Source organism: Streptomyces cinnabarinus, from assembly GCF_027270315.1.
Taxonomy (GTDB): Bacteria; Actinomycetota; Actinomycetes; order Streptomycetales; family Streptomycetaceae; genus Streptomyces; species Streptomyces cinnabarinus.
This window is the reverse complement of the sequence record NZ_CP114413.1, coordinates 9,203,178-9,216,443: the sequence shown is the minus strand read 5'-3', so window position 1 is coordinate 9,216,443 and position 13,266 is coordinate 9,203,178. Positions and strand designations below refer to the sequence as shown.

General features: G+C 68.1%; 14 protein-coding genes and 1 pseudogene. 11 read left to right on the top strand and 4 right to left on the bottom strand.

Annotated elements, in window-relative coordinates; genetic code table 11:
* Positions 1-202: 202 nt before the first annotated feature.
* Together STRCI_RS41565 and STRCI_RS41560 are read left to right on the top strand one after the other, a co-directional pair.
* Positions 203-665, top strand: a pseudogene (locus tag STRCI_RS41565) (transposase family protein); the annotation flags it as partial.
* Positions 666-789: 124 nt separating this feature from the next.
* A complete protein-coding gene (locus tag STRCI_RS41560; protein WP_269664189.1) occupies positions 790-1,206 on the top strand; it encodes a hypothetical protein in 417 nt (138 codons plus the stop codon).
* Positions 1,207-1,339: 133 nt separating this feature from the next.
* On the opposite strand, the gene STRCI_RS41555 is transcribed toward STRCI_RS41560, so the two are convergent.
* On the bottom strand, positions 1,340-2,077 hold the full coding sequence (locus tag STRCI_RS41555) for an SDR family oxidoreductase (RefSeq protein ID WP_269664188.1): 738 nt from the start codon (positions 2,075-2,077) through the stop codon (positions 1,340-1,342).
* Positions 2,078-2,169: 92 nt separating this feature from the next.
* Between STRCI_RS41555 and STRCI_RS41550 the strand changes: the two genes are divergently transcribed.
* Positions 2,170-3,030, top strand: coding sequence for a LysR family transcriptional regulator (locus tag STRCI_RS41550; protein WP_269664187.1), 861 nt, complete (start codon positions 2,170-2,172; stop codon positions 3,028-3,030).
* 387 nt (positions 3,031-3,417) lie between these two features.
* Here the strand turns inward: STRCI_RS41550 and STRCI_RS41545 are convergent, their stop codons facing one another.
* Together STRCI_RS41545 and STRCI_RS41540 are read right to left on the bottom strand one after the other, a co-directional pair.
* Entirely contained in the window at positions 3,418-4,371 is a 954-nt protein-coding gene (locus STRCI_RS41545) for an immunity 49 family protein (protein ID WP_269664186.1), read from the bottom strand.
* Between the two features lie 568 nt (positions 4,372-4,939).
* Positions 4,940-5,587 carry an NADPH-dependent F420 reductase gene (locus STRCI_RS41540; protein ID WP_269664185.1) on the bottom strand — a complete coding sequence of 216 codons (648 nt, stop codon included), beginning with the start codon at positions 5,585-5,587 and terminating at the stop codon, positions 4,940-4,942.
* 96 nt (positions 5,588-5,683) lie between these two features.
* Between STRCI_RS41540 and STRCI_RS41535 the strand changes: the two genes are divergently transcribed.
* From STRCI_RS41535 to STRCI_RS41510, 6 genes are all read left to right on the top strand, one after another.
* Entirely contained in the window at positions 5,684-6,037 is a 354-nt protein-coding gene (locus STRCI_RS41535) for a winged helix-turn-helix transcriptional regulator (RefSeq protein ID WP_269664184.1), read from the top strand.
* Positions 6,038-6,473: 436 nt separating this feature from the next.
* Positions 6,474-7,097: an RNA polymerase sigma factor gene (locus STRCI_RS41530; protein ID WP_269664183.1), complete on the top strand. Its 624-nt coding sequence runs from the start codon at positions 6,474-6,476 to the stop codon at positions 7,095-7,097.
* A 5-nt stretch (positions 7,098-7,102) separates the two neighbouring features.
* The gene (locus tag STRCI_RS41525) at positions 7,103-7,465 is read left to right on the top strand and encodes a hypothetical protein (RefSeq protein WP_269664182.1); all 363 of its coding nucleotides are present in this window, start codon (positions 7,103-7,105) and stop codon (positions 7,463-7,465) included.
* Positions 7,466-8,264: 799 nt separating this feature from the next.
* Positions 8,265-8,543 carry a hypothetical protein gene (locus tag STRCI_RS41520; RefSeq protein ID WP_269664181.1) on the top strand — a complete coding sequence of 93 codons (279 nt, stop codon included), beginning with the start codon at positions 8,265-8,267 and terminating at the stop codon, positions 8,541-8,543.
* Positions 8,540-9,454 (top strand): hypothetical protein, encoded by a 915-nt coding sequence (locus tag STRCI_RS41515; protein WP_269664180.1) that lies wholly within the window; start codon positions 8,540-8,542, stop codon positions 9,452-9,454. The genes STRCI_RS41520 and STRCI_RS41515 overlap by 4 nt, the downstream gene beginning before the upstream one ends.
* A gap of 350 nt (positions 9,455-9,804) precedes the next feature.
* A complete protein-coding gene (locus tag STRCI_RS41510; RefSeq protein WP_269664179.1) occupies positions 9,805-11,040 on the top strand; it encodes a PP2C family protein-serine/threonine phosphatase in 1,236 nt (411 codons plus the stop codon).
* Between the two features lie 21 nt (positions 11,041-11,061).
* Here STRCI_RS41510 and STRCI_RS41505 read toward each other — a convergent pair whose 3' ends face one another.
* On the bottom strand, positions 11,062-11,229 hold the full coding sequence (locus STRCI_RS41505; RefSeq protein WP_269664178.1) for a hypothetical protein: 168 nt from the start codon (positions 11,227-11,229) through the stop codon (positions 11,062-11,064).
* Positions 11,230-11,387: 158 nt separating this feature from the next.
* Here STRCI_RS41505 and STRCI_RS41500 point away from each other — a divergent pair, with 158 nt between their 5' ends.
* Both STRCI_RS41500 and STRCI_RS43465 read left to right on the top strand, forming a co-directional pair.
* The gene (locus STRCI_RS41500; protein WP_269664177.1) at positions 11,388-12,095 is read left to right on the top strand and encodes an alpha/beta fold hydrolase; all 708 of its coding nucleotides are present in this window, start codon (positions 11,388-11,390) and stop codon (positions 12,093-12,095) included.
* Positions 12,096-12,253: 158 nt separating this feature from the next.
* Positions 12,254-12,787 (top strand): transposase family protein, encoded by a 534-nt coding sequence (locus STRCI_RS43465; protein ID WP_336298839.1) that lies wholly within the window; start codon positions 12,254-12,256, stop codon positions 12,785-12,787.
* Positions 12,788-13,266: the final 479 nt, after the last annotated feature.

Here is a 13,266-nt window from a genome sequence, read left to right as displayed (position 1 = left end):
ATGGCCCGCAGCACCGTCCTGGCTCAACAGGCCATGGACCAGGGCATGATGGGCACGGATCCACTCCGTCCGAGGCTGGCCAACGCAACGTCAACTCGGCCTGCAAAGAAGCTGCCCGCCCTGTTCATCCCCGACCACGAGGGGCAGCAGGAGGAAGCTCGACCGCGTCTGCGTCCGCTCGACACTCGCGTCCGGCACAACTCGGAAGATCCGCCTCAAGGCGGCCCTGCTCGGGCGTTCCAGGGGCGGTCAGACCAGCACAGTCCATGCCGCCAGCGGGCGCAAGTGCCGCCCGCTGGCGCTTGCATTGATCGAATGGCAGGCCCCTAACAGCCCTTGGTTCATGCGGTCGCCGGGGACAAGGCCTACTCGTCCCGCGGTAACCGCGCTCACCTGCGCACACATGGAATCAAGGCCATCCCGGAAAGAAGGACCAGGCCGCCAACCGGAAGAAGAACGGCTCCACGGGCGGCCGGCCCGTCAGCCACGACGCCGAGCTCGACAAGGAGCGGAACACCGTCGAGCGCCTGATCAACAAGGTGAAAGGCTGGCAATGCATCGCCACTTGCTACGGCAAGACCTCTGCGGGCCACCTTGCCGGCCTCCACCTTCGCGGCGCGATGATCTGGTTCAAGGACCTGGCCAAGTGTGCCGAGGCTCGGTAGTTGTCACCGACGGCACCGCATAGGCTGCACAGAAACCAGGTCGAAGCAGCCGGACTGTCACCAGAGAGGCGCTGGAGTTGTCACACATAGCCGATCACTGGTCTTCCTGCCTCCGGGGCGCAGTGTGACTCGCGACGACCTCATCGCCATGCTCGGCGAACAGACTCCGGCATGCGGGCCTGCACGTGACGCCTTGATCGTCGGGGCTGACTTCGTCGTCTGGGACGGCCTGGTCCCGGCCAACCGGCACGCGGGCGTCTTCCGGCGGCGAATGCACCATTCCTTGAAGCGTGGCCACACGATCGATGGCCTGGCCGACAGCGTCGACATCCTTCTGCGAGCCGGGCAAGAGCCTCTTCGTACCGGATCCATCGAGACGGCGGACAGGTCATCCTGGTTCCTGATCTTCCTGAACTCCACGGCGACAGCAGTGGTGGCCTGCTGCGGCGGACGCCGGCCCACCACCATGGAGCCGGCTGTCCCGCCTCCGATGAGCCGGTCCGGGAACGGGGCCGTCGCCTGCGACGACCCGATCGACTGACACGCCGCGTCGCCGGAGATCCCAGACGATCTGGCCCTGGTCGCACGGATGCCTCCCGCTGTCTCTCCGATCCGGTCCGTCCGCACCCTTTCGTGGACCCGCCGGGGCTTTGTCGGCTCGGGGCAGTCCGTGGTCACCAGGGGACGACGCCGTCGTCCTCGAAGAACGAACCGCTCGGGCCGCCGTCGGGCAGCGTGGCCAGCCGGATCGCTGTGGCCGCGCCCTGTTGGGGGGTGCGGGATCCGTAAAAGCCGGTGAAGTCGGTGGCGACCAGGCCCGGGCAGGCGGCATTGATGAGGATGTTCGTACCGGTGAACTGCCGGGCGTACTGGACGGTGAGGGCGTTGAGGAACGACTTCGACGGCGCATAGGCCGCCATGATCGGGCCGATCTCGGTGTCGGGGTCGGCCTGCCGGGCCAGGGAGCCGACGCTGCTGGAGACGTTGACGATGCGCGGCGAGGCCGAGCGCCGCAGCAGCGGCAGCATCGCGTTGGTCACCCGGACGACACCCATGACGTTGGTATCCACGACCGTGCGGAACACCTCCAGGTCGAGCGCGGTCGGGTCCTGCTCCCACCCCGGGCCCGTCTCGCCCGAGATTCCCGCGTTGTTGACCAGGGCGTCCAGGCGCCCGGCCAGCCGTTCGACCAGTTCCGCGGCATCGGTGACGCTCCGGTCGTCGGTCACGTCCAGCGGTACCCCGAACGCGTCCACGCCGAGGGCGCGCAGTTTTCCTACGGCGGTTTCGCGTCGGGTCTCGTCGCGGGCCCCCACACCCACGCGGTACCCGAGGCTGCCCAGCCCGGCCGCGATCTCGTACCCGATGCCCTTGTTCGCGCCGGTCACCAGCGCGATCATCGTTTCGCTCATGCTGATGATGGTGTCCCTCGGACAAGTGGCGCGGCCAACACCGATCCGGTGCCCTGTCATACCTGCCAGGTATCACCGCGTACACTGCGGCCGTGGACACCCTGGAGACCCGCGAGTTGAGGTACTTCGTGGCCGTCGCCGAGGAACTGCACTTCGGGCGGGCCGCCGAGCGCCTCGGCATGGCCCAGCCACCGCTGTCGCGGGCGATCCAGCAGCTCGAACGGCGCCTCGGGGTCTGCCTGCTGCTGCGCAACCGCCGTGGTGTCCGCCTGACCGGTGCCGGAGAGGTGCTGCTGCACGAGGGCAGGGCGGCCCTCGATGCGACCGTCGCCGCCGCTCGCCGCACCCGGCGCGCCGGCGGTGCCGACTCCGGCGGCCCCCGCAATCGCCTGGTCCTCGCGGTGAAGGCCGCCGCGTCCCACGAACTGCTGCGGAAGCTTCTCGACGCCTACGCGGCCGAGCCCGACAGTGCCGAGATCGAGGTGCTGCCGTGTGGCCTCTGCGAGCAGGAAGAGCTACTGCGCGACGGACGCGCCGATGTCGCGCTCATGCACACGCCGTGGAACTCCCTCGCCGGATTCGACAGCGAGGCACTGGCGGCCGAGGGGCAGGTCGCCGTTCTGCCGGCCGGGCACCCCCTCGCCGCCCGCGAGACCCTGTCCCTGGCCGATGTCAGCGACATCCCCGATCTGCCGCTCGCCCGCTGGCCCACCCGCGGCAGCTACGCGCCCGGCCCCGGCCCCGAGGTCCACAACCAGACGCAACTGGCCCAGCTGATCGCCCTCGGACGCACCGTAGCGGTCGTCCCCGACTCCGCCCGCTCCTGGCTGTGGGCCGAGCACACGGCCGTCCCCCTGGCCGACGCACCTACCGTCGTGACCCACATCGTCTGGCCTGCGCACAGCCGCTCCCTCACCCTGGCCGGCCTGGTCAGCACGGCCGCACGGCTTTGACCAGGTCCTGCCCCCATCGGTCAGCACTCGGGACGGCTCAGACACCACCGGGGTCTGTGGGACCGGAGGAGCAGACCTCGGAGACCGGATCAACTGGGACAGCAAGCGAATCGCCAGCCCTCCAAGGCCGCGCAACACGCCCTGGACGTTCTTGATCGGGTGCCGCCACGCCGTTTGGGCACCACCGTCCACACCCGGCTGAATCGCCTGGAGTGCCTGCTCGCTGCCCGCCCGCCGAGTACGTGGCCGATCTGCCCGAACGCCCGCGCACCCTGCCACCTCCTGTGGACGTGTCGGGCGCTGCATCGGCGTTATTTCGCTGCTCGCTTCAGCATGGGTTCCGTCAGCACTTCAGGCTCTTGGCTCCCCATGGTCTGTCCGCACAGGCTACTTGGCGTACCAGCCGCCAAGGTCATTCGCACCGGCGTCCGCTGCGCGCCGCAGCGCATCCGTGGAGCCCAGCAGGCCGTGCGGCAGATAGCCGGACCGGACGCCCAGCTCCCACCCATGCACCTGGACGGCAAGGGCGGCCAGGGCGAGGGCTCCGACCGGCAGCAGCGTCCTGGGGGCGGGATCGGCCCCCGCACTCTCCCGGTGCTCCGTGAGCCGGGCCGTGAGAGCCTCCTCGAAGGCGTGCTGGTCGTCGTCAAGGAGCACGCGAAGCAGGCGCTGGTCCGGTGCCAGAGGACCGGCTGCGTCCAGGTGCCGTGCAGCCTCGCTGCGTTCGCCGGTGTCCGGCTTGCGCAGCGTCACGGTCGGCCAGTCCCGGGGCAGATGCCCGCCCGACTCGGCCAGGTAGACACACAGGGCGTCCATGGCGGCCAGGTCCGCCGGATCCGATGCCGAGTCCAGCTTCGAGTACGGCACCCCGTTGCGGATCTCCTCGGCGTAGTCGCTGCGCAGCAGCAGGCCGATCACCCGCTGCCAGTCCCACACCAAGCCGCTGACGACGCACAGGGCGAATGTGTCGAGCCACGTCTGCGCCGTCGGTGCCTGCTCGATGACGTCTTCGAACGCGATGGTCTCGCTGCTGAGTTGCTCCCCGATCAAGGGAAAGAGGATCTCCTGGTCCCCGCCCGGGTAGCAGCCCACGCTCAGTACACCCAAGGAGCACTCCGCTGCCGTCCGCAGCGCCGCGCGTGCCGTCTCATCCAGCGCGGGGTCCGCTCCGGCGCTCGCCGCGACATGGTCGAGGAGATCGTCACGCATCTCCTCGAGCTTCTCAGGTGACGGGTCGTCGTAACGCATCAAGTGCCACCGGCGCCCGGTACGCCGCCCGATGTCATCGAGCGCCTGGGTTATGTGCTGTCCGCCCACCTCATGGCACGCCACTTCTTGCACGACTGCAGTCCTCTCATGATCGTCCTGCCGGGATGTAGCACGCTACCAACGAGGGCTGACACTGCCCCGGGGGCCCGGACACAGAAACGGAGGCTGAAGAGCTGGATGGCCGCACCGTGCGTCATGACTAACCGCATGTCAGGCGGACTTCAGAGCACGGCACTTGCCTCACCTCTCGGATGTCTCCGAAGCATCGGGCAGGCCTCGCTGCGATCTCGCCGAAGGGCCGTTGCATACGCTCCCTTCCGCCTCCAAGACCACCCGGACGACCGTCACCACGGTGCACGGGGACACAGGCCGCAAGCTCCGGAATCACCGATTGGCGGCAGCGACGCCACGGTGCGGATCTGGGACCCCGACACTGGCCAGACACAGACCATAATGCGCACCGACTGCCGCGCGTTGTCGTTCGCTTGGGCTCCGGATGGGCGCGCCTCGTGTGCCGACGCGGCAGTAGGCCTGTTCGCCGACAACCTTCGTCAAGGCCAGGGCGACTCGATTGAGGTGCACTCGGGCCGCCTTGATTCAGCCAACCCCGCCCAGTCCCCGTGCGCGCGGGAGTTGACGGCTACGCGGTGACGACGGAGAAGTTGAAGTCCACGGGGCCCAGGACCCCGAAGAGCCGCAGCCACAGCGGCATGAGCAGTTCTGTTGCGCGGGCGCTGGACAGGTCCCCGAGGTCGGTGATCTGGTCGGGAGCCCAGCCGAAGGACCGCAAAAGAGCTGCCACCTCGGTCTTGGCGTGCTCGTCGTTTCCACTGAGGAACACGTTGTGATGGCCGGGGACCCTGCTGGGCTCGACCATGACCGTGTTGGTCATCGTGTTGAGGGTCTTGACGACCTGCGTTTCCGGGAACGCCTTCTGGAGCTGCTCGGCAAGGCTCCCGCCGTCGGGAGTGACGACCCTGGGCGGGAACCCTTCGGAGGAATCCAGTGGGTTGGACACGTCCACGAGCACCTTGCCGCGCAGATTCTCGGCGCCCGCTGCCTCCAGCACGGCCAGCGAGACCAGGCCCCCGGTGGCATTCACCACCAACTCCGCGGCACCAGCTGCGTCGGCGAAGGTGCCGTGTGCGCCGCCGTTGTCCGCGGCCCACTGCTTGGCCTCGGCGTTGTCCACCGTCCTGGAACCGATCGTGACCTCATGTCCCAGCGAAGCGAGCTTGGTGGCGAGCCGTTGACCGACCTCGCCGGTGCCAAGTACCGCGATCTTCATGCTTTTACTCCCCTTCGCAACTGAGGTACACGAACGTAGACACGTACCGTTCTACGCGGAAGTAGGCACTATTTGGTGCCTGTCCCAGGAGGCCCGATGCAACCCGACGTGTTCGACCCGAACTGCGGCTCACGGGAGGTGCTCAACCTGATCGCCGGCAAGTGGAGCGCCCTGATCCTTTACGCGCTCCAAGGCCGCACCCTCCGCCACGCCGAACTGCAACGAACCATCGGCGGTATCAGCCAGAAGATGCTCACCCAGGCGCTCCGTACCCTGGAGGCGGACGGCATCATCCAACGCGTCGCGCTGCCGGTCGTACCGCCTCACGTCGAGTACTCCCTCACCCCTCTCGGCGAATCGCTTTCGCCCCTGCTGACCGAGGTCTGCCGCTGGGCCCAGGACAACCTCACCGACGTCCAAGCCGCCCGCACCGTCCACGCACCCGGATAGGGTGAACTCCTTCGAAGCCACTTCAGCCTCAGTGTCACCTGCACCCTTACCGAGGGTATTGGCTCGTTTGACCACGCTCCCGTCGCGCTGCCGCTGGCGATCGTGACCACTGCCGCGACGGCGGCCCAGCGGCAGAGGTGCGGTGCCACCAGGGCCCGGGCGTCGCAGACGCGTTGTTGCCTACGCCGGCGCCGCCCGGATCTGCTTCGGCGCGGCAAAGTCAGAGGTGAATCCTTTTCGGATCTCCCTGCCTCTTGTCTGTGTACCGGCCGAACGGGCCGGCAGAACCGGGAGGAACCACCAATGATGGTCACTGGCCTCATAGTCATCGGAGCCCTGCTCGTGGGTGCGTGCAGCTGGCACCTGATGCGGCGCTACAGGAGCCGAAGCTGACCGACACCTGCCCGTAGGGCGCCTTCCGGGTAGGAGTCTTTCGATGAACCAACGCTTCACTTGGCCGGACGAGCGGCTGATCAAGGCCGCTCAGGACGGTGACGTCACGTCGCTCACCACCGTCGTCATGGAATCGCAGCCTCATGTGCGCAGGTTCGCCATGTCGTTGTGCTCCTCACCGCAGGATGCCGAGGACGCGGCGCAGGAGGCGCTGATCATCCTCTACCGGAAGATCGGCACCTTGCGGGCCACGAGCGCGCTCGCCTCATGGATGTTCCGGATCGTGCGCAACGAATGTCTCCGGCAGGTACGGCTGCTCGTCTCACGCAGCGACGAGGCGACAGCCGAACCGGAGGCGACTGCCGAACCGTCCGCCGAGGACGCGGTGTTGCACAGGCTGGAGGCGCAGCGGATCGCGGCCGCGGTCAGCGGCCTTCCCCGTGACCAGCGGCAGGTCCTGATCATGCGGGACGTACAGGGCCTGCCCGGCAAAACTGTCGCCCATGCGCTCGGTCTGAGCAACGCCGCGATGAAGTCGCGTCTGCACAGAGCACGCGCAGCACTGCGCCACTCTCTGACAGCGACAGACCAACCACCCGGTCAACCCACCGACCAGGCACGCGATCAAGCTATCGACCCACCAGCCGGAGGAATCTCACAACCGTGAACGCCGTGAACACAGTGAAGCCCCCGCAGGAAGCGAAGATCGAGGACACCGCGCCCGAAAGGAATTTCGCCAGCAAGTCCGTCCCGCGCCATCTGGCGCGCGGCGCGGTCGGCTTCGGGTTGATCATCGCCTCGATCGCCCTGGTGCCCGTCGCTGGCCCGGCCACCCTGCTGGCGGCCCCGTTGGCCTTGATCGCCTTCCGCGGATGCCCCACCTGCTGGATGGTCGGCCTGGCACAGACTATCTCCCTCGGCCGTCTGGAGCGCCAGTGCGTGGACGGCGTTTGCACCCTCACCAACGCGCACACGGCGGCGAAGGCCACCGGCGAGCCGACAGCCCATGTCGACGTCCCGGCTGCTTCCCGGTGACCACACCCACTGATCATTCGGACAACCCGTCCAGTAGGGTCGGCCGTTGCGGGCTGGGCATGAGGACTTGGCGGCCCCGGCGACGCCGACGTCCCGGTCGCTGATGACCCGGTACGCGCCCTCGGCAAGCGGGATGTCTGATGACACTCAGAACCCTGTCTCTCACGGTGACAATGGGGTGGACCCGCGGCCTCCACCCACTACGCACTCCTCTACCGAGTGATGCATCCGCGAACTGCCTTATCAACGCGACGAGTTGATACGTAGCCCTGTCTCCCCAGGGCCCGAAAGGGAGCATAATCCACCTACCGGACGGCAAGCACGCGGTCACCGGAGGGGGAAGGCGATGCAGCGAAGCAGGCTTTCGGGGCGGGCGGTGCCATTAACAGCGGCGGCCTTACTGACAACGGCTCTCAGCTGCGGAGCGCCGGCGCAGGGTCGCGCGCCGGCAGACTACTCGGACGCGGCGGGAGCTGATCAGAGCACCCGTAGTGAGGGTGCACAGACCCAAAGCGCACCCAACGCCACCAGCTCTGACTCCACCTCCAGCGGCGGTCCCCAGCCGACACCAGACACCGAATCACCGGGGCAGCGCCCCAAAGTCGGGGTGAGCTGGCCTGGTTTCGGCCCCACCGGCGCGCCCACGGGTGACACCACTCCGCCGCCGCCGAGCCCTGAGGACTCCCCATCCACGCCCGACGCTGCCCTCCACGACAACAGCACTACGCCGACAAGGATCGTGCTGCGCGCATCCGCCTCCAACTGGTACGCGAACCTGGTGAACAAGGATTGCGCAGGTGTGCAGGATTCTGAGGCTCAGGACAGCCTGGCAACGCTGCTCCGCGGCCTGAGAGCGGCCTGTCCCGCCGTCAGTCCGTCAGGCCGGGCGGACTGGCCCGGCGCCGAGGGGGCATACAACGACCTCGCCGCGGCAGGTGGACTGGCGGGCGCGGACTGCGAAGTCAGCAACGGATATCTGCTCCTCGAACAGCTCGTCACCGCGTACCGGTCGAGCCCCGGGGCCGACTTCTACGTCGAGACGGGCACGGACGGCTCCTACAGCGGCTGCGCCCCATGAGCACGGCACAACCACCGGAGACCCCTGAGCCCGCTGCCTCCTCGCTCCGGTCCTTCGTCATTCAGGCCGGCGCCACGGTAGCCGCACAGGTTTCACTGCTAGCAGCGCTGCTGTTCTATTTCGGCTGGAGGAGAAACCAAGCGTTTGCCGACTATCTCGGCTACTCCGAGAGCCAGTTGAATTCCACCGTACAGAGATACGTGCTCAGCAGCATACCGGCCCTCTTCGACCCACTACTGATAGTTGCCGGACTGACGCTGGTCTGGCGGATCGCAAACCCCCTCCTGGAACGCACGCTCAGCGGGAACGGTGCAGCTCGCCGCCGGGTCTGCTCAGGGCTGGCGTCAGCCTTGGCTGTCGTCCCTGCCTGCACGTGGCTGTCCCTCCGGCTCGCTCCCGAGTGGTGGGAACTGGGACTGCCCGTCTCACTCACCGCCGGAGTCCTGTTGGCCTGCTGGGGCGCGACACTCTGGTCCAGCACGAGCGAGAACGACACGAGCGACGCCACTGCGGCAGACAGCGAACCCGCCAGGCCCGCCTGGCCGGCCTGGAGCACCTCACTCTCCCTCTACGTCCTGGGCATCATCGTCGTACTGACGTTCTGGACAGCGGGCACCTTCGCCGACATCCAGGGACGCGGCGCCGCCCAGAGCCTGACAGCCGACCTCGGCAGCCGAATGAGCGTGACAATCTTCAGCGACAAGGACCTCCGGCTGTCTCCTGACGGGGGCGTCGAAGCCGAAGCTCTGGCCTCGCACGGCGCATACCGGTTCCGGTACCAGGGGCTGAAGCTGGCCGCCTACTCGGACGGAAAGCTCTTCCTCATCCCACGCGGGTGGTCCTACGACCACCCCAAAGTGATCGTCCTGCCCGAGCAGTCGGCAATCCGAGTGGAGTATGTGTACCCCTGACACCCACCGCGATGAACGCCGACGGTAGTGGGGAAGCGTGTCATCGAGGCGGGCGGGGAGGCCCCGGCTGTTGTTCTTCCCGGTGCCCCACAAGCAGCTGCTGGTCTGCGGCCCCGATGCCCGTCGGCATTGGGGCCGCGCCAGAGCGACGATGGCGTAGTCCCCGCCCTTGCCGGCTGCCGTCGGGGGTGGTGCCCGTCTCATCAGGTGCCGCCGGGTCCACGCTGGGACAATTGAGCATGGGAGTCGGCCGAACGCCTCTCGCTTCCGTCGTGATCGCCGGCACCCGGCAGGGGGGTCCCGGCCGAGTCCGGCTCGGTTGAGCAGCGGAAGGGACGGACGCCAAGCCGATGAAACCGAGCATTGACTACAAGGCGTTGTTCACGGCCACGCCCAGTCCGTATCTGGTGCTGGATCCGGGTCTGGTGATCGTCGACGTCAACGAGGCGTACCTGCAGGCCACCGGCCGGAGCCGGCCGGACCTGGTGGGCCAGTTCGTGTTCGACGCCTTCCCGGACAATCCGGCGGATGCGAACGCGGACGGGGTGCGGAACCTGAACGCCTCGCTGCAACGGGTCCTGCAGTCGAGGCAGCCGGACACGATGGCGGTGCAGAAGTACGACATCCCTGTGCCGTCCCTGGCCTGGGCGTTCGAGGAGCGGTGGTGGTCGCCGATCAACACCCCCGTCCTGGGTCCGGACGGGCAGGTGGCGTGGATCATCCACCGGGTGGAGGACGTGACCGAGTTCGTCCGGTCCCGCCCGCCCGGCCCGCCGGGAGGGCCTCTGGGCCGGCGGGAGGTGATCGAGGCCGAACTGTATGCGCGGGCAAGGGAGCTGCAGAGGCTGAACGAGGAGCTGCGGCAGGCACACGCCCGGGAACGCCAGGTCGCGGTCACCCTGCAGGAGGCCATGCTGCACTCGCCCGACCTGGGCCTGCACTCGGATATCGCGGTGCGCTACGTGCCGGCTGTCGGGTCGCTGAACGTGTGCGGCGACTGGTATGACGTCGTCGATCTGCCCGACGGCGCATTCGCCGTCGCCGTCGGCGACGTCGTGGGCCACGGCCTGGAGGCCGCCACCGTCATGGGCATGCTCCGCAGCGCGCTGAGCGCCGCCGTCCGGGCCCTGCCCGAGCCGGCCAAGTCGCTGGAGGTGCTCGGCTTGTACTCCCGGTCCGTCGAAGGGGCGCTGGCCACCACCGCCGTCCAGGTCGTGATCGACACCAGCCGTCGGCAGATCGCGTACAGCAGCGCCGGCCACCCGCCGCCGGTCCTGCTGCACCCCGACGGCAGCTGCGACCTCCTGGACCAGGCCACCGACCCACCGCTCGGCGCGCGCCCCAACCACGTTCCGCGCCCGCAAGCCGCCGTGCCCTACATCCCGGGCGACTGCCTGGTGCTGTACACGGACGGGCTGATCGAACGCCGTGACCGGGACATCGACGTCGGCCTGCGGCAGCTCACCGATGCTCTCGCCGGCCATGTGGGCCTGGGCCCCGAGCGCCTCGCGGACGCCATCCTGGCCCGTCTCGGCGTCGCCGGCGGTGCCCGCGACGACATCGCCCTGGTCGCCGTCCGTCTCTGACAGCATGCCGAGGCGGCGCGATCACTCCGCTGGGTCCTCGGCGACGACGCCCGGGCGGAGGTTCTGCTCGGATGCGTCCTCGGCATGGCAGAGCACCCGGGGGGCGGTGTTCCTGCTGCGGGCGCGGCTGATCGCGTCGCGTACCGCGGACACGATCTCGTCCATCACCTGGTCTAACTCAAGCGACACCGCTTGTTCAATCTCCACCACCCCTACCTGGTGCCCGGAGCAGGCTTCCCGAGCCTCACACGATCAAGTGACGCTCGCGCGTCTTTCGCCGTTGTCCGGCCTCGGGGAACACCGGAACAGCCATTACTAGCGTAGACCCGTCCGCATATCCTCCGGACATGGTTGATCATCGCTCGGTCGACGTTGGCGAGGTCCGGCTGGCTTATCAGATGTCGGGTCCTCCGGATGCTCCGCCGCTCGTGCTGCTGCACGCGCTGGGCGAGGATGCCACCGACTGGGAGGCGGTTGTGCCCGCTCTCGCCCGGAGTCGAAGGGTGTATGCCCTCGATCTTCGCGGTCACGGCCGAAGCGACTGGCCGGGGGACTACTCGCTCGAACTCATGCAGGCCGATGTGCTCCGGTTCTTGGATGCACTGGGACTTGGACGAGTGGATCTGATCGGGCACTCCATGGGCGGGATCGTGGCCTACCTGCTCGCGGAGGACCATCCGCAGCGGGTGAGCCGGCTCGTCCTGGAGGATGTGCCGGTCCCCCGTCCCCGGGAGCCGAGCACCCCGGCCAGGCCGGACGGCGCCCTGACCTTCGACTGGGAGATGGTGCTGGCCGTCAGGCGGCAGATCGACCAGCCCGATTCCAGGTGGCTGGAGCGACTCGGTCAGATCACCGCCGAGACCCTCGTGCTCGCCGGCGGCCCACACAGTCATGTTCCCCAGGACGGTGTCGCCGAGCTCGCCCGCCGCATCCCCGGCGGGCGAGTGGTCACCATCCCGGTTGGACACCTGATCCACCACGCAGCACCGGAGGCGTTCACCGAGGCGGTTTCGGCGTTCCTGGAGGAAAACTTCCGTCCTGCCCGCCAAGCATGAGCGCGGTCGCAGGCCGTGACGTGGGCACAGCCGCACGGGTTCTTCGATTGTGACCGAGAAGTGGGCCCGTGCGGCTTTGTCCCATCCTGCCTTCACAGGCGTCTCGCGTGCACATATCGGCGGTTTGATCGAGGAGTTGGCCGTGCGCACTCGCCGAGTTGTACGGGGTCGGCCGCTCCACCGTCACCGAGGCCATCGGCGAGATCCGCAGGCTGCTCGCCGACCGCGGCTTCGCTGTCCCCGGCCAGTCTGGACTGCGCCTGCGAACATTGGCCGACGTGTTCGCCGCCGATGCGGACGGCGTGACCTTGCGGATTGACGGGACCGAGACCCAGGTCCGCCGCCTGAAGGCCCACCGGTCAGGCCGCTGCGCGTTCGTCTCCGGCAAGAAGAAGCAGAACACCATGAAGACCACCACGATCAGCGATGGCCACGGCCGCACCCTGCGGTCCGGGGCCGACCGGCCCGGAAGACTCCACGATCAGACCGCGATGCGCACCGAAGGCATCGCCGAGCAATTCCGTCTCCACTCGGACGTGAGAGCCGAGGTGGATGAGGGTTACCGACGTCTCGCGAACGAGCTCCCCGAACCGGTCAGCGCGCCGCCGAAGAAGCCGAACGAAGACCCCCTGCTCGGTGACCAGTACGCCTGGCGTGAGCAACGGCGCCGCCGGTCCTCGGCGCGGATCTGAGTCGAACACGCCAACGCGGAGCACAAGCAGTGGCGCCCGCTGCAGCGCTTCCTCGGCCACCGCGAGCACTACCCGGCCACGCACCGGGCCATCGCCGGCCTGGTCTCCGACCGAGCCGCCCAGCGGCCCACCCGCCGCAAACCGAGCACCGGACTTGTGCCCGTCAGCCCGACGACCTGCTAAATCACCCACCAGCCGAACTCTCAGGTCATCACGCCTCAACATCACTAGCCGACAACGTCGCAAGTACTTGATCTTGAGGCCTCAAGCCACCTCGCTCTCAGCCCCCTTCTCGCGCGAATATCGGAGCCGTCCACGCAGGCGCGGGACCAGTCGAGTTCGCCGACCGCGTTCAGCTTCGCGAGCACAATGTGGTGCAACTGGTCGAAGACCCCGGCCTGCTGCCAGCGGTCCAGACGCGGCCAGCAGGCTTGATCCGAACCACGTCAGTGCCCGCCCTGCACGTGGTGATCACGCTG